This is a genomic window from Tissierella praeacuta DSM 18095, assembly GCF_900128955.1.
Classification (GTDB): Bacteria; Bacillota; Clostridia; order Tissierellales; family Tissierellaceae; genus Tissierella; species Tissierella praeacuta.
This window is the reverse complement of the sequence record NZ_FQTY01000001.1, coordinates 142626-165410: the sequence shown is the minus strand read 5'-3', so window position 1 is coordinate 165410 and position 22785 is coordinate 142626. Positions and strand designations below refer to the sequence as shown.

Here is a 22785-nt window from a genome sequence, read left to right as displayed (position 1 = left end):
TTAATCATTTTTACCTAGTTCCACGAATAATCTTGTTATGGTTGTTTTTGTTATTCTACCAACTACTTTGTAATTTTTTTTATCTTTATCTATATCAACGACAGGCAAACTATCTATTTCATGGTCAATTAATTTCACTGCAGCATCTAAAACACTGTCTTCTAATTCCGTATATACAATATTAGGCATTCTTGTCATAATCATTCCCATTGGAACTTTATTCAAATCCATACCACCTATGGCATTTCTAAGAAAGTCCTTTCTAGATACTACACCTGATAAAAAACCATTAGATGTAACATATATTGAACCTACATCTTCTAAGAACATTAATACTATTGCATCATAAATGCTAGTGGACTCATCTACTACTATTGGAATTGATTTTACTTCTGATACTTTTATATTTCTTATTTTTTCTGAAATATATGATAAGCTAGTCTTGCCTGTATAAAAATACCCTACCTTTGGTCTTGCATCTAATATTCCAGACATGGTTAAAATAGCTAGATCTGGTCGTAGGGTTGATCTAGTAAGTTCCAATTTATTTGCAATAGCTTCAGAGGTAATAGGCTGACTTCTCTTAACTATATCTATTATCTTTTCTTGTCTTTCATTTAATTGAATAATGATCTCCCCCAATATCTCGGCTACTTTAGATACATAAGTAGTAGATTATTTATTAACTATCTTTGATAAGTCACAGATTTGCAACATCTTATCATATATTTTCTTCAATAGACCTAGTCTGTTATTTCTTATTTTTTCATCTTCTACCATTACCATAACTTTATCGAAGAAATTATCTATTGGTTCTTTTAATATTACCAATTGATCTAATGCTTTATCATATTCTTTTTTATTTATTAAAACATCTATTTTTTCTTCCATATTGTTAAATTTTTCATATAATTCTATTTCATCTTCAGTTAATAAATCTCTCTGAACTTCATTTGTAATAGCCTTTTCTGCTAAATTTGATACTCTATTAAATGCGGATAACATCTCTGATAATCCGTCTTTCTTTAGCCATTCATTTAACTTATTTGCTCTTATTTTCATATCATATATATCGTCAATATTTGTACTGATTACTGCATCTACTATATCATATCTAATACCCATATCCATAAACATATTTCTTATTCTGCCATTAAAAAATTCAATTATTTCAGCTTTAACCTTGTTATAGTCGAAAGCTAATCCATTTATTTCTACATAAAAATAAAGTGCTGTTTCTACTAATTCATTTATAGATAAATTTAACTTCTTTTCTAATATTATATTTATAATCCCTAATGCTTGTCTTCTTAATCCAAATGGATCTTGAGAACCTGTTGGGTGTATATCTATGGCAAATAGTCCAGATATAGTGTCCATTTTATCAGCTATACTAAGTACTGAGCCAGCAGTAGTAGTTGGAAGTTCATCTCCAGCAAATCTAGGTAAATATTGTTCAAAAATAGCTAAACCTACTATTTCATTTTCTTCAGAAGTTTTAGCATATTCCATACCAATTTTACCCTGAAGTTCTGTAAACTCACTAACCATTTTTGTAACTAAATCTGCCTTAGATAAATATCCCGCTCTTTCTATATTCTTCTCAGTTTCTTCTCCCACTTCTAAGTATTCACCTATTTTTACAGCCAAATTTTGTACTCTCTTTGTCTTATCATATAAAGTACCTAGTTTTTCTTGGAATACTATTGTTTTAAGGTCTTCAACATAAGATTCCAGTGATCTTTTTATATCATCCATATAGAAAAATTTAGCATCCTCTAGTCTAGCTCCCAGTACCTTTTCATTTCCCTTTATAACTGTTTCTATGAAATCTTCATTTCCATTTCTTACAGTAATAAAATAAGGTAATAACCTTTTTTTATCATCTAAAACTGGAAAAAATCTTAGATGTTCTTTCATAGGAGTTATAATAACATCTGCGGGCAAAGATAAATACTCTTCCTTTATCCTACCAATCATTGGTGTAGGATACTCTACTATATTAGTTACCTCATCTAAAAGATTTTCATCCTGTTGTAAATTGCCGCCCTTTTCTTTTGCTAGTTTCTCACAACCATATTTAATTATATCTTTTCGTTCCGCCTGATCTAATATTACAAAGTTCTGTCTTAAAGATTCAATATATTCATTTACATGATTTATGACAATTCTACTGCTTCCCAAAAATCTATGACCTTTTGTAATATTAGAAGCTTCTATTCCCTCTAAATTAAAAGGCACTATTTCGTCATCTAATAATGAAACCAGCCATCTAATAGGTCTGGCAAACCTTATGTTTTTTCCACCCCATCTCATAGATTTAGGAAAATTAATAGATTTAATGATTTTTGACATATCTCTACTTATTATTTGTTCTATAGAATTTCCTTCTTTGAGAACATTTGCATAAACATATTCTGTTCCATTATATTCTTCTACATAAACAGAGGATATATCTATTCCTTGCCCTCTCATAAAACCTAGTAACGCTTTTGTAGGATTTCCTTCTTCATCAAATGCTATTTTTTTAGCTGGTCCTTTTACTGTTTCCTTTAAATCTTCTTGTTTATCTCCTAATCCATCAATTATTAAAGTTAATCTTCTTGGAGTAGAGTAAACTCTCATATTGTTATAATTTATTCTTTCCTCTTTGAATAAATTTGAAGTATTCATTTGTAATTGTTCTAAAGCATCACCAACAAACCTTGCTGGTAATTCTTCTACACCTATCTCTAGTAAATAACTCTTATTCATTAATAAGACCCTCCTTCTTTATTAGAGGATATTCCATTTCTTTTCTTTGTTCAATGTACTTTGCTGCAACTATTCTAGCTAAATTTCTTACTCTTCCTATATAATTTGTTCTCTCTGATACAGAAATAGCACCTCTTGCATCTAATACATTGAATGTATGAGAACATTTAAGTACATAATCATAACTTGGTAACACAAGACCACATTCTAATATCTTTTTAACTTCTTCTTCATAGGTATTAAATAGTCCTCTTAAGATTTCAATATCTGCCTTTTCAAAACTATATACTGAATGCTCATATTCTGCCTTATTAAAAATATCGCCATAAGTAAAATCTTTATTCCATTTTATATCAAATATATTATCTACATCTTGCAAATACATTGCTATTCTTTCTAATCCATAGGTTAGTTCTGCTGATTCCAATTCGCAGTTAATTCCTCCCACTTGCTGGAAATATGTGAATTGGGTAACCTCCATACCATCTAGCCATACTTCCCATCCTAGACCCCAAGCTCCTAAAGTAGGTGCCTCCCAATTATCTTCAACAAATCTAATATCATGTTTAAGAGGATCTATACCTATTACCCTCAAACTATCTAAATACATTTCTTGAACTTCTTCTGGTGATGGCTTAAGTATAACTTGAAGTTGATGATGCTGATAAACTCTATTTGGATTTTCTCCATATCTAGCATCTGCGGGTCTTCTGGAAGGCTCCACATATACTACTTTCCACGGTTCTGGTCCCAATGCTCTTAAGAAAGTATGCGGACTCATAGTTCCTGCACCTTTTTCTACATCATAAGGTTCTAATATTATACATCCTTTATTTCCCCAGTAGTCTAGTAATTTCAGCATTAAGTCCTGAAAATACATATAAAAACCTCCTTATTTTTACAATTAGTGGCAACAAAAAACCTTACATCCCTCATAGGACGAAAGGTTACTTCCGCAGTTCCACCCTATTTAATACCCTTGAGAGAGTATTTCATTTATAAAGTATACTCAGAAGTGTATAGTACTTTTCTTCATCATCGTATAATAATGCATTTTGTATGATTATTAATTTAGCAAAAATTGATTTTATTGTCAAGCCTATGTAACTTAAAATATTATGCTGAAATAGCTAATATCATTTAATTTCTGCCACTATTCTAGTGTTTTTATTAAGTCTAATGTATTAAATTTTTTTCTATCAATACTATATAATATATATTCTACTGCTATATCATGTAATTTGTAGATTAAATCATTGGACATAATGATATTAAATATATCCTCTAATGGGGTATATAATAAATTATACATAGCCTTATATAATTCTTCATTTATAGAAATACTAAAAGGATCTTCAATAACACATTTTTCACAGATTATTCCGCCCTCATATACACTAAATTTAATATCCTTCTTATTTAAGGAACCACATACTACACATTTATCTAAATAGGGCTTGTATCCTAAAAAAGATATGAATTTAAGTTCATAGGCTACAATAAATTTTAAATAGTCTTTATCTAAAAAAGATAAAACCTTTAGACCTTTTATCAAAAGTTTAAAAATTTTTTCATTTTCTTGTTCTTCTGGTAAGGATTTATCAATTAATTCAAGCATATAATATCCATAAGTTACTCTTTCTATTCTCTCCCTTATTGAATAGAAAGAGTCTAATATATCTCCTTGAGTAATATAAAAAAAGTTTTTGCCCTTATATAACTGATAATCATTATATGAAAAAGGTTGACTATTTGCTATCATTTGAGATTTAGGTCTGTAAGCTCCTCTAGCCATAATAGATATCTTTCCATATTTCTTTGTATATACACTTAATATCTTAGATGTATCTCTATATCTTAATTCCTTTAACACTATACCTTCTGTTTTTAGCATAAAATTCCCCTAGTTATTTATAACCAAAATATTTTACTTTATTGTCTCTTTCTCTCCAATTCTTTTCTACTTTAACCCAAAGTTGAAGATTTACTCTGCTCCCTAATAAAGCCTCTATATCTACTCTTGCATTTTGTCCTATTTCTTTTAACTTAGTACCATTCTTGCCTATTACTATTCCTTTATGAGAATCCTTTTCACAATAAATATTTGCAAATACATCTACAATATTTTTATTCTCCCTTTCTTTTATACCATCTATTTCTACATAAATTCCATGGGGCACTTCTTCCTCTAAACTTAAAAGAGCTTTTTCTCTTATTATTTCGGCTATAATAAATCTCTCAGGTTGGTCTGTTATCATATCATCGGGAAAATATTGGGGTCCTTCTGGTATGATTCTTTTTAACACTTCAATATATTTATCTATATTAGTGTTATTTATTGCAGATATAGGTATTATTTCTTCAAACATATTCATTTTATCATATTTATCTATTAACTGCAGTATTTCTTCTTCATTAAGTTTATCAGTTTTATTTATTAGCAATACTATAGGAGTAGATATATATTTTAAATCCTCTATAATAAGATTGTCCATAGAACCAGTTTCCATACTATTGTCCACCATAAAAGTAACAACATCTACTTCTTCTAAGGTACTTTTTGAAATTTTTAACATATATTCACCAAGTTTGTTTTTAGGCATCTGTATTCCTGGTGTATCTAAGAAAACTATCTGACTATTTTCTTCTGTATATACAAGTTGAATTTTATTTCTTGTAGTCTGAGGTTTGTCTGATATTATAGATATTTTTTCACCGATTACTTGATTTAATAATGTTGATTTTCCTACATTCGGTCTTCCTATTACTGTTACAAATCCTGATTTATACATTTTCTCCACCCCTAGTATTTCCGTCTTCTAAATCCTCTGGTCCAAAACTATGTGGTAATAATTCATCTAGCTTATACTCTCTATATTCGTCTTCTGAATTAGCTATAATTATAATAGCATCTTTCCCGAACTCTCTAATGACTTGCCTACAAACTCCGCAAGGATAAGTGAAATTTGCATCTCCTACTATTGCTATAGCTTTAATCTTTTTATGCCCTTCTGATACTGCTTTAAAGATAGCAGTTCTTTCTGCACATAATGTAGGTGAGTAAGATGATATTTCTATATTGCATCCAGTAAAAACTTCACCATCTTCTGTAATTAATGCTGCACCAACATGGAAATTAGAATAGGGTACATATGCTTTTTTTTGTGCTTCTAAAGCCTTTCTAATTAATCTTTTTATATCCACAAAATACCTCCTCTTAAAATCAACTTATATTTAAATATGCACCATAATTTTTACTCTATAGTAATATTAGTTGTTGGTTCTACTACTTGAATCCATGTTACCCCTGGGTTAAGAATTATTTCTTTTCCTTCTAGATTATAGTATTTAGTTTTATCCTTTCTTGATTTTTTTACCCATTTTATATCTATAGTCTTACCATTTGTTATATATTTTCCTTGCCCTTCACCTACTAATTGAATTTCTAGTCTGCCATCTTTATCTAATACTTTAGTCTTTGCCTTTTGAATTATTATATTCTTAGCCACAATTGGAGTTTCATCTACTTCATCTATATGTAGCTTACCATCTTTTTTTCTAGTATAATTTTTCTTTTCATTATCATAATTATACTCAGTATTATTATTTTTTCTATAGTCTATTATAATTTTATTGGCCATATCCCCATCTATATCTAAATCATCTTCTCTAAATTTAAATGAGGTATATTCTCCAGCCATTTTATATTTTCTCTCTTCTTGGGTAGTTCTTAGAACTTCCATACTAGAATAAAGATTATGTGGCATTTTTTTATGTTTTTTTCTCCAAAACACTTTATTAGAGCTAGTCAATCCATCAATATCGGCTATTTTTAATGTTTTAATATCAGATTTAGCCTGCTCACTCCCTCCCACATGGGCATAAACAGCATCATATTCTAATGCAGTTGTTATAAAATATGGTCTAGCTGATCTAATGGGTCCTATAGAAGCCGGATCATTTATTAAATATATACCCATATATCTCGTATAAGGAGCCTCAACTAAAAATTCATAGACTATTTCAGCATCCTTTAATCCAGCTTGCCATCTAGCACCATGATGGTTATCAAACATAATAGCTACTGGTCTTCTATTCACCTTTTCTTCTGCTGCATATATTCCACTTAAAGGAGAAGGTATTTCTATCTTTACTGGAACCTCTTCTGCTAAATCATCTTCATCTACTTTTTCTTCCTCTTTAGGATTTTCTACTGCAACTGGTTCTTCTATTTTTTCTTTTTTACAACTACTAGATAATAATGCTACAAAAATTGCAACTAAAATAATTTTAAATTTAAGTTTCATTTTTTTCCCCCTTATCCTATGATTTGAAATACTAAAATTCCTACTATTGTTCCTACTATAGCCCCTAATAACACTTCCGTAAGAGTATGAATCTTGCCTTCTATCCTACTTTCTCCAACAAGAATAGCTAAACTGTAAACCAAGGTCGTTACTAACATATTATGAGCTAGGAATGCTATTATAGTAGCTATACAAAACGATATAGCAGCATGACCACTTACTGTTCCACCTTGAAAATGTGTGCCTCTTCCTTTATAAAACTTTGCCTTCAATCCTATAGTTAGCAATATTACAACCAATAGAGCTACAAATGTTAAATGAATAGGTGAGCCTCTAATTTTTGAAAATAATATATCTGTGCTAGAATTTAATCTATCAAAAAATAAAAGATATCCTACCACTACAGAATTTATAGCTGCAATAAGAACTGCACCAGCAGCTACATCCTTTACTAATCTTGCTAATGGGTGATAATCCTGTGTAATTAAATCTATTACTCTTTCCAAAGCAGTATTGACCATTTCTGCCACTACTACTAAAGATATTGAAAATAAAAGAAGTAAAAATTCTGTCCTTGAGAAGTCAAAGAAAAGACTTAATATTATAACTCCAATAGCAATTAAATAATGTATCCTCATATTTTTTTCAGTCTTTAATGCTATTATAATACCAGATACTGCATAGTTAAAACTATCAATGAGAGTCTTTTTTCTCATTATATTACTCTCCTTTATTATCTTTAAAAATCCTTAATTTCTTCATTATTTCTTTTTCTTTTTCTCTCATTATATTTTTTTCATCTTCCTCCATATGGTCATATCCTAATAAATGAAAAATTGAATGAGCTGTTAAATATGCTACTTCTCTATACAATGAATGTCCAAAATCTTTTGATTGTTCTAGAGCTTTTTCAAGAGATATAATTATATCTCCTAATAATATTGGACCTTCTAAATCAAATTCATCATCTATGGGAAAGGACAATACATCTGTATCCTTATCTACTCCTCTATATTCTTTATTTAATTCTCTTATTTCTCTATTATCTACAAAAGATACACTAATTTCATAATCTAAAGACATATTTTCAAGACTTAATACTTCTCTAGCTACCTTTTCAATTATTATATTGATTTCTTCTTCAATCTGAACTTTATCCTGCCTATTATCTATATATATATCCATTATTTTATTCCTCCGATTTCCCATTTCTTCTATCTATATTTAATCTTGTCCAACAATTTATAGTCTTTATTTATAAAATACCCATTTATAAACTTACTTACAGAGAAAGTTCTTTTTTATAATAAATTAAAATAGAACTTTTCTATTCACTATAAAAAAAAGGATTGCTGTAAAATGTACAAGCAATAGCCAATATACAATCTTCGATTTTACTGGTAAAACTCTTTATTATTCATAGATTTATATATTTGTATTTTCGTATTTATCATATGCTTCAATTATTCTTTGAACTAAAGGATGCCTAACTATATCATTTTTTGAAAGATATATAAAGTCTATACCATTTACATCCTTTAATATATTTGATATTGTTTTTAAACCAGATTCCTTTCCCTTAGAAAGATCAATTTGAGTTATATCACCTGTAATTATTGCTTTTGAACCAAATCCGAGTCTAGTTAGAAACATTTTCATTTGCTCATTAGTAGTGTTCTGTGCTTCATCCAATATTACATAGGAAGAATCTAGGGTTCGACCTCTCATATAAGCTAATGGTGCCACTTCTATTAAACCTTTTTCCATATATTTTGCATAGGATTCAGCTCCTAGTATGTCAAATAAAGCATCATAAATTGGTCTAAGATATGGATCAACTTTCTCCTGTAAATCTCCCGGCAAAAACCCTAAACTCTCTCCTGCTTCAACTGCTGGTCTTGTAAGAATTATCCTATTTACCTCTTTGTTTTTAAATGATTGAACTGCCATAGCCATAGCTAAATAAGTTTTCCCAGTACCTGCAGGTCCAATACCAAAAACTATATCATTTTTTCTTATGGAATCTAAATATCTTTTTTGACCTAATGTTTTAGGTTTAATACTTTTTCCTGAGGATGTTACACAAATTACTTCCTTAAGTAGCTCTTTTACATATTCTTTTTGTCCCTCAAGCAAAAGCTTTATGGAATATCTTAAATTATGTTCATCTAGTTTACCTTGTTCTTTTACTATATCTATTAAATTATAAATCAGTTTTTCTCCTAAGTCTATAGATACCTTATTACCATATAATTTTATTTTATCATCTCTAATAGCAATATTAATACCTAGTTCTTCTTTAATTATATTAATATTCTCATCAAGTTCTCCAAATATTTCTCTAATAATCTCGTGATTTTCTATTATTATGCTATTTTCTTCTATATTGTTTGGCAAATTTAATCCTCCCTATTTCCAATTATTTGTTTTCTTCCTATGTTTTCTATAGTTTCAACCACAACTTGTGTTATCAATATGTTCTCCTCTATTTGATATCTAGTATTTTTTGATTGTATCTGTGCATCTTTTGATAATTCCTTATTTATTTCTTTTACTGCTTTAATTTGAGTAGATTGTTTCAGAAAGTCTATATTTTGCTTTATTTCTTTTGTTTCTACTTCCTTATATTCATGATCAACTTTTTTAATAGGAAATTCTATACCCAATTTTCCAAGAGTAATTAAATCTTTTTCTACTTCAAATTCCTTATAATTAGAAAAAGGAATGTTACCTTTCATGAAAATAATGCCTTTATCTTTAATTTTTATTCCTCTTTGCTTATAAACTTTTCCTGTGTAAGTTTCTTCATTTTTTATTATAGGCTCTTTAATAATACTACTATATCTTGTTAAAGCAAATACTTCCCCTTCTGCATGAACTAATATGTTTTCTTGAGTGTTTTCATTGTTTAGTATACCCGTAATTAGGATTTCTCCTTCATTAACTACTTGACCTTTCTCTACAATTGCCTTTCCGTTTTTAGGAATCACCTTAACTATTACACCCTTTTTCTTTGCTACTACATGACATGGATAGGATTTATCTATCTTTTCTGGTGGCAAATCCTGTTCTCTAATTTCTATAATTAACTTTGTTCCCTTTATATTTACCGAAATAAATGAAAAGTAATCATAGTTATCTATTAAAATATCTTTTATGGATTCTTTATTTATATTAAATTTAAGTTTGCCAATAAATATATTATTATCCTTTAGTAAGGAATTTATCTCTTCTTTTGGAGTTTGTTCATTTCCTATTATTTCTATCTTCCAAATAGTTGATGTTAATACAAAAATCATTGATAAAAATAATAAAAATCCTGCTAATAACATTTTTCTTTCTCTTAATTTCAGTATTATAAAAGGAAATCCAATTTTTTCTTTTATCTCTATTCTACATCCAACTTTCTTTACTATATCCCTAAGTTCTTTAAATCCTTTTGTTGTAGATTTCATCTCAATAACAATATTACTATATCTTTTTATATCCCATAGATATATATTATAATTTGCGGCTAAATTTAACAATCTTTCCAAAGTTAGACCCTCAACCCTAATAATAACATATCCTCTAAAATAATTCCATATTTTTATAGCTAGCATAACAACACTCCCTAGCTTATTATTTCTATATCATTTATTAATCCAACAATAATAATTTCTTCAGAAAGTATGGTTTTTATCTCTAACTCTTCTCCTGTTATTTTAAAGATTCCCACCTTTGTATTTATTCTAATTACTTCTTTTGTATATTCTATGATTCCTTTGTGATTTAACAATGAAACTTCAACATTTCCTATAAGGGTTAATCTTGGTAAATCCATCATAATATCTATAGGCAATTCTAAAGCTTCTGAAATATTGTATTTTACATTTTCTATCTGTCGTTTCATCCTCATCCCTCCAATTAATTCTATGCCCAAAATATAGGTACTATTCCAATCAAAAAAGAAGTCTGTAAATTTTACAGACTTCTTTTTTGATTTTGTAAACTCTTTGGTTCTGATAGTATCTCGGAAAATATTATTCCCCTTAACACATCTTTTCTTAAATCTCTTTCTTGATTTTCTTTTTCATTTTTTACTGATATATCCATATTTTTATTTTGTTTTATAGGTTTTTCTTCTTTTATTATTTCCCATGATAAGTCTTTTTCTTTTGTTTCTTCATTAATATTCTTTGATTTCTTGTCATTAGAAGGATATTTTTTTCTCTGAACAGAATTTTCTTGTCTTTTTGTTATTTCTCTCTGCTTTTCTTTTTCAATTTCTTCTACCAATATTTTTTTGAGATCTGCCAAAGGTCTAGAAGCTGTAGATTGTTTTTTTTGTATCTTTTGTTTATCTTTGACTGATTTTAAAATTGTATCTACTAATATTATTATTATAAAAAATAATAAAGGACCGGGCATATTATCCCCCCTTATTTCTGTTTCTTATCGTCTTCGGCTATTTTTGATATAGATGTTCTCATATCTGTATCTGCTAATATATTTCTCATATTATAATAATCCATGACTCCTAAATTACCTGTTTTAAGAGCTGATGCTAACGCTAGCGGCACTTCTGCCTCTGCTTCTACTACTTTAGCCCTCATAGCCTGTACGTCAGCCTTCATTTCCTGCTCTTTAGCTACTGCCATTGCTCTTCTTTCTTCTGCCTTCGCCTCAGCAATTCTCTTATCAGCTTCTGCTTGTTCCATTAATAGTTTTGCACCTATATTTCTACCAACGTCCACATCAGCTATATCAATAGATAATATTTCAAATGCTGTTCCTGAATCCAACCCTTTATTAAGAACAGTCTTTGATATGCTGTCTGGATTTTCCAATACATCTTTATGTGAATTAGAGCTTCCTACAGTAGTTACAATACCTTCACCTACTCTAGCGATAATGGTTTCCTCTCCAGCTCCTCCAACTAACCTTTCAATATTAGCTCTAACAGTAACTCTTGCTTTAGCTATAACTTCAATACCATCCTTAGCTACTGCTGCAATTTGTGGGGTTTCAATTACTTTTGGATTAACAGATACTTGTACTGCTTCTAGTACATTTCTACCTGCTAAATCAATTGCTGCTGCTCTTTCAAATTCTAGTGGGATATTAGCTCTTTGAGCTGCAATCAAAGCATCTACTAGGGTATTTACATTTCCTCCTGCTAGATAATGTGCTTCTAATTCATTTATTCTAATAACTAAACCTGCTTTTGTTGCCTTTATCATTGGATTTACTATTCTAGACGGAGATACTCTCCTAAGTCTCATTCCTATTAGAGTTGACATAGAAATTTTAACTCCTGAAAAAAATGCTGTAATCCAAAGTCCTACTGGTACGAATGAGAAAAAAAGCATTACAAGGATAATAATGATTAGGGCGAACCCTATTGGTAAATATGGCATATTACAACCTCCTAACAAATATTTTTGAACCTTCTACCCTTACCACCTCTATAGATATACCTTTTGGAATAAAACCACCATCTGACAATGCATCTAATTTTATTCCTTCTATATCTATAAACCCAGCAGGGCGAAGTTCTGTTATACTAGTTCCTTTTTTATTCATATATTGACTCATAGAATCAACAGATAAATATCCTTTCTCATCTTTATATTCTGTATCTAAAACAATCTTGTTGAGCATTTTAGATTTAAAGCCCATCTTTATTAATATTATAGTAACTATTGTTGTTATTATTATGGCTATGCTTAAAGAAAATATTGCTATTCCTAATGAATCCATAGCTAATATAGTACCTACTATTACCAATATTATACCACTAATTCCGGGGAATCCAAATCCAGGCACTATTGCCTCTATGACTAATAAAATTAGTCCTGTCACAAATAAAGCCAATGATGTCCAATGTGAATTCCCAGCTAAAATATTTCCTCCAAAATATAATCCGAAGCCAATTATACTAACTGTTCCCCCGATTCCAAAACCTGGTGTTAATATTTCAACTACCAATCCAATAAAGCCTAAAGTTAACAATAAACTACTTATATAAGGATTGGATATATATTTAGCTAATTTTATTTGAAGACTTTCATCTATTCTTTGTACATTTGCATTTTCTAGATTAAAATAATTAAGCATTTCATAATAGCTATCTGTTGTTAAGTCAGCTATCCCATACTGAACTGCCTCTGACGAAGTTAAGTTTACTAATTTACCTTTAGCTACTAACCCTTCAATCTCAATATCTCTATCTGCCATTGCCTCTATAACTTCCGAATTCCTATTTCGATATTGGGCTGTATCCCTCAAAAGACCTCGCCACATTGAAAGTATTTTTTCTGTATTTGGTATGGTCTCGGCAGATCCTATAGTAGCTGAATTTGCCATAACAACTTTTTCTGCAGCAATGGTAATTAATACCCCTGCTGATTCTGCCTTACTATTTACATAAGAAATAGTTGGTATGGGAGAATACATAATTAGAGACTTTATTTTTTCTGCCTCATTAATTAGTCCTCCATATGTGTCTATTTCAAATATTATTGCTGCAGGGTCCTCTTTAATCAATTTATTCATGGTATGATTTAAAAAGTTATAAGTGGCTTTATTAATTTCACCTTTTATTGGAACTATATATACATCTCTTTTTTCATCTGCATATCCATTACTTGATACTATTAATATTGCCATAAATATTAATAGTATAATTGATTTAGTTTTTTTCATTTAAGCACCTCCAATTATATGTATTTAAAATATAATATATCCTTATAGATAATATCTTTATTTATACTATTACCCATATAATTGTAAAATAACTAACAATTTTATTTATCAAAAAACCTGGGAGTTGACCCAGGTTAATCAAATACTTTTTTTATTATTTTATTTACAATATTGCCATCAGTTCTACCTTTTACTTTTGGCATTACAGCTTTCATTATACTGCCTATATCTTTCATAGATGTAGCATTTATTTCCTTTATAGTTTCAATTACAATTTCTTCTACTTCCTCTTCAGAAAGCTGTTTGGGTAAGTATTGTAAGAGAATTTCTATTTCTTTTTCTGTTAGTTCAACTAAATCTTGTCGTTGTCCTTTTTTAAAATCTTCAATCGCCATTCTTTTTTCTTTTAATTGTTTTGATATAATGTCTAGTATGGCTTCTTCTGATACTTCTATTCTTTCATCAACCTCTTTTTGCTTTATCGCTGCCCTTACCATAGTGATAGTATTCTTTTTTATTGTATCTTTAGATTTCATGGAGTCTTTTAAATCCTCCATAAGTTTTTCTTTAAGGGACATTCTTTCACCTTCTCAATTAAAACTTAGAAAATTTCTTTCTTCTAGCTTCTTCGGATTTCTTTTTACGTTTTACACTTGGCTTTTCATAATGTTCTCTCTTTCTAGCTTCACCTAAAATGCCAGCACGTGCACATTGTCTTTTAAATCTTTTTAACGCATTATCAAGAGATTCGTTTTCTCCTACCTTAATTTCTGACATCGACTTCTCCCTCCTCTCTCTACTGCAAGAGTACTTCATACTATCCCTAATAAGGGGTTTGCACTAGACTATTATACATTATAATATATAATATTTCAACTAGTATTTAGCCTGGTGGCCATAACATTTTCCTTTTTCCTAGTATATGAAAATGAAGATGCTCTACAGTTTGACCTCCATCTATGCCACAATTATTAACTATCCTATATCCTTCATCTAAACCCTTATCTTTTGCTATTTGAGATGCTATAAAAAAAATATGTCCTATAAGCTCTTTATCCTTTTCTTCTAAATGAGCTGCTGATTGTATATGTTTCTTTGGAATTACTAAGTAATGGATAGGTGCTTGTGGGTTAATATCTTCAAATGCTACTACTCTTTCATCTTCATATATTAAATTGCTAGGTATTTCACCATTAACAATTTTACAAAATAAGCAATTTGTCAATTCATCCACCTCCTTGCTATATACTATCTTATTATATTATTATATTAAAGTCATCTACTATCCTAATAAAAAATCATTTTTTATTTTATTAATTTTAACATCTACTATCTTCCCAATCATATTAATATCTTTTTTAGACTTAACTCTAATATAATTAGTAGTATATCCTTCTATATTACCTTTTTCTCCTTTGCTTTCTTCTTCAAATAATACAGATAGCGTTGAATTTATAAATTTCGAATTAAACTTTAACATTAATTCTTCTCCTAAAGCTATTAGACATTCCGATCTTTGGTTTTTAATATTTCCATCTACTTGGTTTTCATATTTAGATGCTGGAGTTCCCTTTCTTGGAGAATACTTAAATACATGTATTCTAGAAAACCCAATTTCCTTTACAAAATCTAATGTTTCATTAAATTCATCTTCTGTTTCCCCAGGAAATCCTACGATTATATCAGTTGTAATTCCTGCATTAGGCATATATTTTCTTATAATGCTTACAATATTTCTATATTCAGATGTTGTATATTTTCGATTCATTCTTTTTAAAACTGTATCAGAACCAGATTGTAATGATAGATGGAAATGATCACATACTTTACCTATTTTAAGTATTGATTTCATAAAATTTTCATCTATCAGTGTTGGCTCTAAAGAGCTAAGTCTAATTCTGTCTATACCTTTTACTTTTCCTACTTCTTCCAAAACTTTAACTAAAGGAGTTTTATCTGTATCTTTCCCATAGGATGCAACATGAATACCAGTTAAAACAACTTCTTTAAATCCAGCACTAGCCAATTTTTGAGTTTCTTCTACAATCTCATCCAATGACCTGCTTCTAATTGGTCCTCTTGCATATGGAATAATACAATAAGAACAAAACTGACTACATCCATCTTGTATCTTTATATAAGCTCTTGTTTTAGACTTGATATCATCTATATTTATAGGCTCAAATTCTTTTTGTGATTTTATATTTCTAACGATATTTATCCTTTGATTTTCTGCCTTAGCTTTCTCACATAGTTCTAAAATTCTATTTCTTTCAGTGGTGCCAATTATAACATCTACTCCTTCTATTTTTTCCACTTCATCAGGAGATACCTGAGAATAACATCCTACAACTGCAATTATGGCATCTTTATTTAACTTTTTTGCCCTAGATATAAATTGTCTAGACTTTCTATCAGATAAATTTGTAACAGTACAAGTATTTATTACATATATATCAGCTATTTCATCACTATTTACTATAACATAATCATTTTTTTCAAATATCTCCTCCATAGCTTCTGTTTCATATTGATTCACCTTACATCCTAAGGTATAAAAAGCTACTTTGTCCATTAAATCACTCCCAAATCTCCAAGTTCATAAAGTATTATTGTAGCTGCAACAATTCCTGCTGTTTCAGTTCTCAGTATACGTGGCCCTAAAGTTACTATATTAGCTCCTACATTTTTTAACTTTTCTATTTCACTAGGTTCAAATCCGCCTTCAGGTCCTATTATTAAATGTATTTTTTTATCGCTAATTCCCTTCAATTTCTCTTTTATTACAGTTCCTTTTTCATCTTCATATGGAACTATTATATTATCTTCGTCTTTTAATAAATCTATCATTTCATCAAAAGAAACAATATTTTGTACCTTTGGTAAAATATCTCTCTTACTTTGCTTTGCAGCTTCATCTGCTATACTATTCCATCTTTCAACTTTAGATTGTTCTTTTTTTATGTCTTTTATTTTTACTACTGAACGATGAGTTATTACTGGATAAAATTTTTTTACTCCTACTTCTGTACATTTTTGTACAATCAAATCCATCTTGCTACCCTTAGCCAACCCTTGATATAATATAATATCAATTTGAGATTCATTAATCCCCTTAGTCTTATTTATTATTCTTGTAATAACTTTATTCTTTAATAAAGATTCTATATTACAAGTATACGTAACTCCATTTGCAGAAATTTCAATTTTTTCATTTGGTTTAAGCCTTAGTACATCCCTTATATGCTTTACATCGCTTCCTATTATCTCTATTATATCATCAAAAATCTGTTCTTCTCCAACAAAAAATCTATGCATATCTTTCCACCTAATTATTAGTAGCTATAATACAAGCCCAACCATTTAACCTTTTGATATCAAGTACTTTAAACCCATTTTCTAGTAATGCTTTTTCTACTAATTCAATTTTTTCTACAATAATACCAGAAGTAATAAATATACCATCATCTTTTAAATAAGCTCTTAAATCTTTTGTCATTCCTGCAATTATTTCTGCTATTATATTGGAAACTATTATATTTGCTTTTCCATCAACTACATCTAATAAATTACCTTCTTTAATTTCAACAATTTTATTCACATTATTTAATTTTATATTTTCATTTGATACTTTTACACATAATTCATCTAAATCTACTCCTACTACCTTTTCAGCTCCTAACTTTGCTGCGACTATGCTAAGTATCCCACTTCCACAACCAATGTCATATACTATATCTCCTGATTTTACATGTTTTTCTAAAGCTTCCGTACACATCATAGTAGTTTCATGAGTTCCAGTTCCAAAAGCCATACCTGGATCTAATTCAATTAATATATCATTTTCTTCTAAAACATATTTTTCCCAAGAGGGTTTAATTAAAATTCTTTCGCCTATTTTTATTGGCTTATAATATTTTTTCCAAGCTTCAGCCCAGTCATTATCATCTATTATATTTATTTTAATTTCATTATTTCCTGTATTTAGTATAGGATCATTCTTTATTCTATTTTTTATTTCTTCAATTTTGTTTTCTAAATCATCAGCTTCTGAAAAATAAGCTTTAATTAATACACCATCAAAATCCGAATTTATTAAACTTGGATCAACAAAATCCCATCTTTCCTTAGATTTAGATAATTCTAATATATCCCTTGGATCTTCTATAGCAAGTCCCGTAGCACCTGCATCATATAAAACATTTGATACTAAGTCTTCTAATTCGGCAGTAGTTTTTATTTGAACCTCCGTCCAATTCATAAATACACATCCTTTTTCAAAATCTAAAATAATTATACCCTAAACACTAAAGAAAAACTACCTTAATTTTAAAACAATCACTCTTAGAGTGATTGTTAATTAAAAGCATCTTTTACTTTATCAAAAAAACCTTTTTTATGTTCCTTTATATTTTCCCCTTTTTCATTTGCAAAGTCCCTTAGAAGCTCTTTCTGTTTATCAGTTAATTTAGTTGGAACTTGAACCACTACAGTAAAAAATAAATCTCCTTTACCATGACCTTTAACATTAGGTACACCCATATTTCTAAGTCTGAATTCTGTTCCTGTTTGAGTTCCTTCTTCAATTCTATAATTTATTATTCCCTCTAAAGTCGGTACTTCTATTTCTGCTCCTAGTGCTGCTTCTACAAAGGAAATAGGTATTGATAGATATATATCATTGCCTGAGCGTTTAAATATTGGATCTTCAGCCACATTTATATAAATATACAAATCACCATTAGGGCCACCTTTCTCTCCTGCCTCTCCTTCTCCTCTCATGGAAATAATAGAGCCAGTATCTACACCTGCTGGAATTTTCACTTTTATCTTTTTTATCTTAATTTCTTTACCAGTACCACCACAAGTAGTACATTTATCTTTAATTACCTCTCCAGTCCCATTACATACATCACAAGTTGATGTCCTAACAAATTGTCCAAAAGGGGTTTGCTGAGCGTATCTTACTTCTCCTCTACCTTTACATGTTGAGCAAGTTTCCTTTTCAGTTCCTGGTTTAGCTCCTGTTCCACCACATGTATGACAATTTTCAGTTCTTCTAACTTGTATTTCTTTTTCTGTCCCAAAAACAGCTTCTTTAAATTCTAAATTTAAGTTATATCTTAAATCTGAGCCTCTTACTGGACCAGACCTTCTGCTTTGACTAAATCCTCCTCCAAATATATCGAAAATATCCTCAAATATATCACCAAAACCTCCAAATCCACCACTGTATCCTCCTGCTTGCGGATCTACACCTGCATGACCAAATCTATCATATCTAGATCTTTTTTCTGGGTCAGATAATATTTCATAAGCAGAATTGACTTCTTTAAATTTCGCCTCTGCTTCTTTATTGTCTGGATTCAAATCAGGATGATATTTTTTTGCTAAAGATCTATATGCTTTTTTTATTTCATCATCTGATGCATTTTTTTCTATACCTAGGATCTCATAATAATCCCTCATCATTTCACCAACCTTTAAATTTGCTTATACAATTATATCAAATAATTAAGCTAAATCAAATGATTTAGCTTAATTTATATTTATATCTAGTCTTCATCCACGACCTCATAATCCGCATCTACTACGTCATCTTTTGGTCCTGAGCCGCCTTCATTTGGATTTGCTCCAGTCTGTTCATACATTTTTTGAGATATTGAATAAAAGACCTCAGTTAATTCTTCAGTTTTTTGTTTAATTTCATCATGATTATCCCCTTCTAAAGATTTCTTAAGTTCTTCCAACTTAGATTCAACCTTAGACTTTTCATCTTCTGAAATTTTTCCTTCTAATTCTTTTAGACTCTTTTCAGTTTGATAAACCAAGTTATCCCCATTATTTCTTATTTCAATGGCTTCTTTTTTCTTCTTATCTTCTTCTTCAAATCTTTCTGCTTCTTTTACTTTTCTTTCTATTTCTTCATCAGAAAGTTTAGTCGATGCTGTAATAGTTATTTTTTGTTCTTTCCCTGTTCCTAAATCTTTAGCACTTACATTTACAATACCATTAGCATCTATATCAAAAGTTACCTCTATTTGTGGAATTCCTCTTGGTGCTGGTGGTATTCCAGTTAATTGGAATCTGCCTAGAGTAGTATTGTCACTTGCCATTTGACGTTCACCTTGCAGTACATGAATGTCTACTGATGTTTGATTATCTGCTGCAGTTGAAAATATTTGGCTCTTCTTCGTTGGTATTGTCGTATTTCTTTCAATCAATCTAGTAGTTACTCCTCCTAAGGTTTCAATACCAAGAGATAGAGGTGTAACATCTAATAATAATATATCTTTTACTTCTCCTGCAAGTACTCCACCTTGAATAGATGCTCCCAAAGCAACACACTCATCTGGGTTAATATCCTTTTGTGGATCTTTTCCAATCAATTTTTTAACTGCATCTTGTACAGCTGGTATTCTTGTAGAGCCTCCAACTAAAAGAACCTTTTCTATATCTGAAGCTTGTAATCCTGCATCTTTTAATGCCTCTTTAACAGGCTCTAAAGTCTTATCTACTAAATCAGAAGTTAATTCATTAAACTTAGCTCTTGTTATATCCATATTTAAATGTAATGGTCCTGCTTGAGTAGCAGTAATAAATGGCAGATTTATATTTGTTGACATAGTAGAAGATAATTCTTTCTTTGCCTTTTCTGCAGCTTCTTTTAATCTTTGCAAGCTCATTTTATCTTGTTTTAAATCAATGCCATTTTCTTTCTTAAATTGATCTGCTATATAATTTACTAAAGCTTCATCAAAATCATCTCCACCTAAGTGGTTATTTCCACGAGTAGCCAATACTTCAAATACTCCATCTCCTAATTCTAGAATAGATACGTCAAAGGTACCTCCCCCAAGGTCAAATACCATTATCTTATGCTGCCCTTCTTCTTTATCCATTCCATAAGCCAATGCAGCAGCTGTTGGTTCGTTGATAATTCTTTTTACTTCTAACCCTGCAATCTTTCCTGCATCTTTTGTTGCTTGTCTTTGGCTATCTGTAAAATATGCTGGAACTGTAATTACAGCTTCTGTAACAGTTTCACCTAAGTAGCTCTCCACATCCATTTTTATTTTTTGTAAAATCATAGCAGATATTTCTTCTGGCGAATAATTTTTTCCATCTATATTTACTTTGTAATCAGAACCCATTTTTCTTTTAATTGATGCTATAGTCCTATCTGGATTTGTAATAGCTTGTCTTTTTGCTGTTTCCCCAACAAGTCTTTCTCCATCTTTTGTAAAAGCAACTATAGATGGTGTTGTTCTATTTCCTTCTATATTAGATATTATATTAGGTTCTCCACCTTCCATAACAGCAACACATGAGTTTGTAGTACCTAAATCAATTCCAATTATTTTTCCCATAAAATCTCCTCCTTAAAATAATCTTATTTTGCAACTTTAACCATAGATGGTCTAATAACCTTATCCTTTAACATATAGCCCTTTTGTAGAACTTCTGTTATCTTTCCTTCCTCATATTCATCAGATTCTTCCATAAAAACGGCATGATGAAAATTAGGATCAAAATTTTCTCCTAGAGATTTAATCTCTTCAATATTGTTTTCATTAAGAACTTTCATTAATTGTTGATATATCATTTCTATACCTTGATAAAAACCACTTTCTTTGTTATCTTCTGACTCCATAGCTCTCTGAAAATTATCTATTATAGGTAATAGACTACATACAAAAGATTCTAAGGCATAGGAAATGGTACTTTCCTTTTCCTTTTCAGTTCTTTTCTTAAAATTAACAAAATCAGCTTGGAGTCTTAATAGCTTGTTATTTAACTCTTCAATTTCCTTGTCTTTTGATTCCAAATTATCTTCTAATGATTCAGATTTACTTTCCATTTCTTTCTCTTGAATATCTTCTTCCATTAAATCTTTATTATCTTTATTCCCTTCATTATTGTTGCTCATTACATCACCTCTTAAATGTTATGGTTACTTTGAGATATGTTTACTCATTAACATATTTATAATTTCTGTAATGTTTACAGAAAATAAATGCATAATGTTCATCAATGCTAAATAATCCATTCTTGTAGGACCAATTATTCCTATTTTACCTATGGTTTTATCTCCTAATTTATAAGTAGTTGTAATTAAACTACAATCCTTTATTGCATCATAAATATTTTCATTACCTATTGTTATCTCTATATCTTGAGATAAAGAGTTGTTTAACAAAAGATCTACTACTAAATCTTTATCTTCTATAAAAGATATAAAAGATTTAGCTTTTTCTAAATCTCTATATTCTGGAAAATCAAGTATCCTTGTTATCCCATCAGCATATAAATCAACATTGTCTACATCATCCATAGACTGACTTATAATAGGAATTATTCCATCTATAATAGTTTTATAATCATAGATTTCTTTTATAATTCCATCTGAGATCTCATCTCCTATCTCATCTATTGATAATCCTTTTAATTTATCATTTAAAAAATTAGATATTATTACTGTTTGTTCCTCTGGTATTTCTTTGTTTAATTTAAAAATAGAATTTTTAACTACTCCAGTATTTGTAACTAATACCATCAGTATTTGTAAATTGTCAATTGGTATTAACTGAATATGTTTTATTCTAGAACCTTTTAATTGTGGAGAGATGGCAAGTGCCGTATAGCTAGTTATAGATGATAGAACCTTTGCCGAATTTTGTATTAACTGTTCTATTTCTCTAGATTCCCTAGCTAGTATTCTTTTTATTTCATCCTTTTTTATTAAATCTATTTTAGGTTTTTTCTTTTTTAAAATTTCATCTACATATAATCTATATGCCTTATCTGATGGTACTCTACCGGAAGATGAATGGGGTTTATTTAAATATCCCAACTCTTCTAAATCGGACATCTCATTTCTTATAGTAGCAGAACTTACACCTAAATCATATTGTTTAGTTATTGTTCTAGAGCCTATAGGCTCTGCACTACTTACATAAGAGTTAATAATTGCATAGAGAACTTTAAGTTTCCTATCATCTAGCATATTCAATCACCTCAGTATCCTTTACATACT

The 22785-nt window shown here is 29.6% G+C and carries 25 protein-coding genes; all 25 read right to left on the bottom strand.

Annotation, left to right across the window (positions count from 1 at the left end; translation table 11 throughout):
• Nucleotides 1–642 carry a transcriptional regulator CcpN gene (gene ccpN / locus BUB33_RS00895; protein WP_244969130.1) on the bottom strand — a complete coding sequence of 214 codons (642 nt, stop codon included), beginning with the start codon at nucleotides 640–642 and terminating at the stop codon, nucleotides 1–3.
• A gap of 33 nt (nucleotides 643–675) precedes the next feature.
• A complete protein-coding gene (glyS, locus tag BUB33_RS00890; RefSeq protein ID WP_072971829.1) occupies nucleotides 676–2754 on the bottom strand; it encodes a glycine--tRNA ligase subunit beta in 2079 nt (692 codons plus the stop codon).
• Nucleotides 2747–3634: a glycine--tRNA ligase subunit alpha gene (gene glyQ, locus BUB33_RS00885; protein WP_072971825.1), complete on the bottom strand. Its 888-nt coding sequence runs from the start codon at nucleotides 3632–3634 to the stop codon at nucleotides 2747–2749. The genes glyS and glyQ overlap by 8 nt, the downstream gene beginning before the upstream one ends.
• Nucleotides 3635–3907: 273 nt before the next feature.
• Nucleotides 3908–4648: a DNA repair protein RecO gene (gene recO / locus BUB33_RS00880; RefSeq protein ID WP_072971822.1), complete on the bottom strand. Its 741-nt coding sequence runs from the start codon at nucleotides 4646–4648 to the stop codon at nucleotides 3908–3910.
• A 13-nt stretch (nucleotides 4649–4661) separates the two neighbouring features.
• Nucleotides 4662–5546: a GTPase Era gene (gene era / locus BUB33_RS00875; RefSeq protein WP_072971819.1), complete on the bottom strand. Its 885-nt coding sequence runs from the start codon at nucleotides 5544–5546 to the stop codon at nucleotides 4662–4664.
• Nucleotides 5539–5958 carry a cytidine deaminase gene (locus BUB33_RS00870; RefSeq protein WP_072971816.1) on the bottom strand — a complete coding sequence of 140 codons (420 nt, stop codon included), beginning with the start codon at nucleotides 5956–5958 and terminating at the stop codon, nucleotides 5539–5541. Before BUB33_RS00870 ends, era begins: the two co-directional genes overlap by 8 nt.
• Before the next feature lie 50 nt (nucleotides 5959–6008).
• Nucleotides 6009–7061 carry a DUF3048 domain-containing protein gene (locus BUB33_RS00865; RefSeq protein ID WP_072971812.1) on the bottom strand — a complete coding sequence of 351 codons (1053 nt, stop codon included), beginning with the start codon at nucleotides 7059–7061 and terminating at the stop codon, nucleotides 6009–6011.
• 11 nt (nucleotides 7062–7072) lie between these two features.
• A complete protein-coding gene (locus tag BUB33_RS00860) occupies nucleotides 7073–7777 on the bottom strand; it encodes a diacylglycerol kinase (RefSeq protein ID WP_072971809.1) in 705 nt (234 codons plus the stop codon).
• 4 nt (nucleotides 7778–7781) lie between these two features.
• Entirely contained in the window at nucleotides 7782–8246 is a 465-nt protein-coding gene (ybeY, locus tag BUB33_RS00855) for an rRNA maturation RNase YbeY (protein ID WP_072971806.1), read from the bottom strand.
• A gap of 240 nt (nucleotides 8247–8486) precedes the next feature.
• The gene (locus tag BUB33_RS00850) at nucleotides 8487–9458 is read right to left on the bottom strand and encodes a PhoH family protein (RefSeq protein ID WP_200778084.1); all 972 of its coding nucleotides are present in this window, start codon (nucleotides 9456–9458) and stop codon (nucleotides 8487–8489) included.
• Nucleotides 9459–9460: 2 nt separating this feature from the next.
• Nucleotides 9461–10663 carry a sporulation protein YqfD gene (yqfD, locus tag BUB33_RS00845; protein ID WP_072971803.1) on the bottom strand — a complete coding sequence of 401 codons (1203 nt, stop codon included), beginning with the start codon at nucleotides 10661–10663 and terminating at the stop codon, nucleotides 9461–9463.
• An 11-nt stretch (nucleotides 10664–10674) separates the two neighbouring features.
• Nucleotides 10675–10953 carry a sporulation protein YqfC gene (yqfC, locus tag BUB33_RS00840; protein ID WP_072971800.1) on the bottom strand — a complete coding sequence of 93 codons (279 nt, stop codon included), beginning with the start codon at nucleotides 10951–10953 and terminating at the stop codon, nucleotides 10675–10677.
• A 71-nt stretch (nucleotides 10954–11024) separates the two neighbouring features.
• The gene (locus BUB33_RS00835; protein WP_072971797.1) at nucleotides 11025–11471 is read right to left on the bottom strand and encodes a hypothetical protein; all 447 of its coding nucleotides are present in this window, start codon (nucleotides 11469–11471) and stop codon (nucleotides 11025–11027) included.
• 11 nt (nucleotides 11472–11482) lie between these two features.
• Complete coding sequence (gene floA, locus BUB33_RS00830; RefSeq protein ID WP_072971794.1) at nucleotides 11483–12460, bottom strand: flotillin-like protein FloA; 978 nt, start codon at nucleotides 12458–12460, stop codon at nucleotides 11483–11485.
• 1 nt (nucleotide 12461) lies between these two features.
• The gene (locus BUB33_RS00825) at nucleotides 12462–13748 is read right to left on the bottom strand and encodes an NfeD family protein (protein ID WP_072971791.1); all 1287 of its coding nucleotides are present in this window, start codon (nucleotides 13746–13748) and stop codon (nucleotides 12462–12464) included.
• Nucleotides 13749–13882: 134 nt separating this feature from the next.
• Nucleotides 13883–14326, bottom strand: coding sequence for a GatB/YqeY domain-containing protein (locus BUB33_RS00820; RefSeq protein WP_072971788.1), 444 nt, complete (start codon nucleotides 14324–14326; stop codon nucleotides 13883–13885).
• Between the two features lie 16 nt (nucleotides 14327–14342).
• Complete coding sequence (rpsU, locus tag BUB33_RS00815) at nucleotides 14343–14525, bottom strand: 30S ribosomal protein S21 (protein WP_072971785.1); 183 nt, start codon at nucleotides 14523–14525, stop codon at nucleotides 14343–14345.
• A gap of 106 nt (nucleotides 14526–14631) precedes the next feature.
• A complete protein-coding gene (locus BUB33_RS00810; RefSeq protein ID WP_072971782.1) occupies nucleotides 14632–14973 on the bottom strand; it encodes a histidine triad nucleotide-binding protein in 342 nt (113 codons plus the stop codon).
• 57 nt (nucleotides 14974–15030) lie between these two features.
• Complete coding sequence (gene mtaB, locus BUB33_RS00805) at nucleotides 15031–16323, bottom strand: tRNA (N(6)-L-threonylcarbamoyladenosine(37)-C(2))-methylthiotransferase MtaB (protein ID WP_072971779.1); 1293 nt, start codon at nucleotides 16321–16323, stop codon at nucleotides 15031–15033.
• Nucleotides 16323–17066: an RsmE family RNA methyltransferase gene (locus tag BUB33_RS00800; protein WP_072971776.1), complete on the bottom strand. Its 744-nt coding sequence runs from the start codon at nucleotides 17064–17066 to the stop codon at nucleotides 16323–16325. Before BUB33_RS00800 ends, mtaB begins: the two co-directional genes overlap by 1 nt.
• Nucleotides 17067–17076: 10 nt before the next feature.
• Nucleotides 17077–18009 carry a 50S ribosomal protein L11 methyltransferase gene (prmA, locus tag BUB33_RS00795; protein ID WP_072971773.1) on the bottom strand — a complete coding sequence of 311 codons (933 nt, stop codon included), beginning with the start codon at nucleotides 18007–18009 and terminating at the stop codon, nucleotides 17077–17079.
• Between the two features lie 95 nt (nucleotides 18010–18104).
• Nucleotides 18105–19217, bottom strand: coding sequence for a molecular chaperone DnaJ (gene dnaJ, locus BUB33_RS00790; RefSeq protein WP_072971770.1), 1113 nt, complete (start codon nucleotides 19215–19217; stop codon nucleotides 18105–18107).
• 86 nt (nucleotides 19218–19303) lie between these two features.
• Entirely contained in the window at nucleotides 19304–21118 is a 1815-nt protein-coding gene (gene dnaK, locus BUB33_RS00785) for a molecular chaperone DnaK (RefSeq protein ID WP_072971767.1), read from the bottom strand.
• A 23-nt stretch (nucleotides 21119–21141) separates the two neighbouring features.
• The gene (gene grpE / locus BUB33_RS00780; protein WP_072971764.1) at nucleotides 21142–21678 is read right to left on the bottom strand and encodes a nucleotide exchange factor GrpE; all 537 of its coding nucleotides are present in this window, start codon (nucleotides 21676–21678) and stop codon (nucleotides 21142–21144) included.
• 24 nt (nucleotides 21679–21702) lie between these two features.
• Nucleotides 21703–22755 (bottom strand): heat-inducible transcriptional repressor HrcA, encoded by a 1053-nt coding sequence (hrcA, locus tag BUB33_RS00775; protein ID WP_072971761.1) that lies wholly within the window; start codon nucleotides 22753–22755, stop codon nucleotides 21703–21705.
• Nucleotides 22756–22785 lie beyond the last annotated feature (30 nt).

Excerpts from the sequence above, each read along its gene's own strand:
- BUB33_RS00820 (WP_072971788.1), bottom strand. The coding sequence starts at position 14,326 with ATGTCCCTTAAAGAAAAACTTATGGAGGATTTAAAAGACTCCATGAAA.
- mtaB (WP_072971779.1), bottom strand. The coding sequence starts at position 16,323 with ATGGACAAAGTAGCTTTTTATACCTTAGGATGTAAGGTGAATCAATAT.
- BUB33_RS00860 (WP_072971809.1), bottom strand. The coding sequence starts at position 7,777 with ATGAGAAAAAAGACTCTCATTGATAGTTTTAACTATGCAGTATCTGGT.
- glyS (WP_072971829.1), bottom strand. The coding sequence starts at position 2,754 with ATGAATAAGAGTTATTTACTAGAGATAGGTGTAGAAGAATTACCAGCA.
- dnaK (WP_072971767.1), bottom strand. The coding sequence starts at position 21,118 with ATGGGAAAAATAATTGGAATTGATTTAGGTACTACAAACTCATGTGTT.
- prmA (WP_072971773.1), bottom strand. The coding sequence starts at position 18,009 with ATGAATTGGACGGAGGTTCAAATAAAAACTACTGCCGAATTAGAAGAC.
- recO (WP_072971822.1), bottom strand. The coding sequence starts at position 4,648 with ATGCTAAAAACAGAAGGTATAGTGTTAAAGGAATTAAGATATAGAGAT.
- yqfD (WP_072971803.1), bottom strand. The coding sequence starts at position 10,663 with ATGCTAGCTATAAAAATATGGAATTATTTTAGAGGATATGTTATTATT.
- era (WP_072971819.1), bottom strand. The coding sequence starts at position 5,546 with ATGTATAAATCAGGATTTGTAACAGTAATAGGAAGACCGAATGTAGGA.
- grpE (WP_072971764.1), bottom strand. The coding sequence starts at position 21,678 with ATGAGCAACAATAATGAAGGGAATAAAGATAATAAAGATTTAATGGAA.
- dnaJ (WP_072971770.1), bottom strand. The coding sequence starts at position 19,217 with ATGAGGGATTATTATGAGATCCTAGGTATAGAAAAAAATGCATCAGAT.
- yqfC (WP_072971800.1), bottom strand. The coding sequence starts at position 10,953 with ATGAAACGACAGATAGAAAATGTAAAATACAATATTTCAGAAGCTTTA.
- floA (WP_072971794.1), bottom strand. The coding sequence starts at position 12,460 with ATGCCATATTTACCAATAGGGTTCGCCCTAATCATTATTATCCTTGTA.
- rpsU (WP_072971785.1), bottom strand. The coding sequence starts at position 14,525 with ATGTCAGAAATTAAGGTAGGAGAAAACGAATCTCTTGATAATGCGTTA.
- glyQ (WP_072971825.1), bottom strand. The coding sequence starts at position 3,634 with ATGTATTTTCAGGACTTAATGCTGAAATTACTAGACTACTGGGGAAAT.
- BUB33_RS00825 (WP_072971791.1), bottom strand. The coding sequence starts at position 13,748 with ATGAAAAAAACTAAATCAATTATACTATTAATATTTATGGCAATATTA.
- ybeY (WP_072971806.1), bottom strand. The coding sequence starts at position 8,246 with ATGGATATATATATAGATAATAGGCAGGATAAAGTTCAGATTGAAGAA.
- BUB33_RS00865 (WP_072971812.1), bottom strand. The coding sequence starts at position 7,061 with ATGAAACTTAAATTTAAAATTATTTTAGTTGCAATTTTTGTAGCATTA.
- hrcA (WP_072971761.1), bottom strand. The coding sequence starts at position 22,755 with ATGCTAGATGATAGGAAACTTAAAGTTCTCTATGCAATTATTAACTCT.
- BUB33_RS00800 (WP_072971776.1), bottom strand. The coding sequence starts at position 17,066 with ATGCATAGATTTTTTGTTGGAGAAGAACAGATTTTTGATGATATAATA.
- BUB33_RS00835 (WP_072971797.1), bottom strand. The coding sequence starts at position 11,471 with ATGCCCGGTCCTTTATTATTTTTTATAATAATAATATTAGTAGATACA.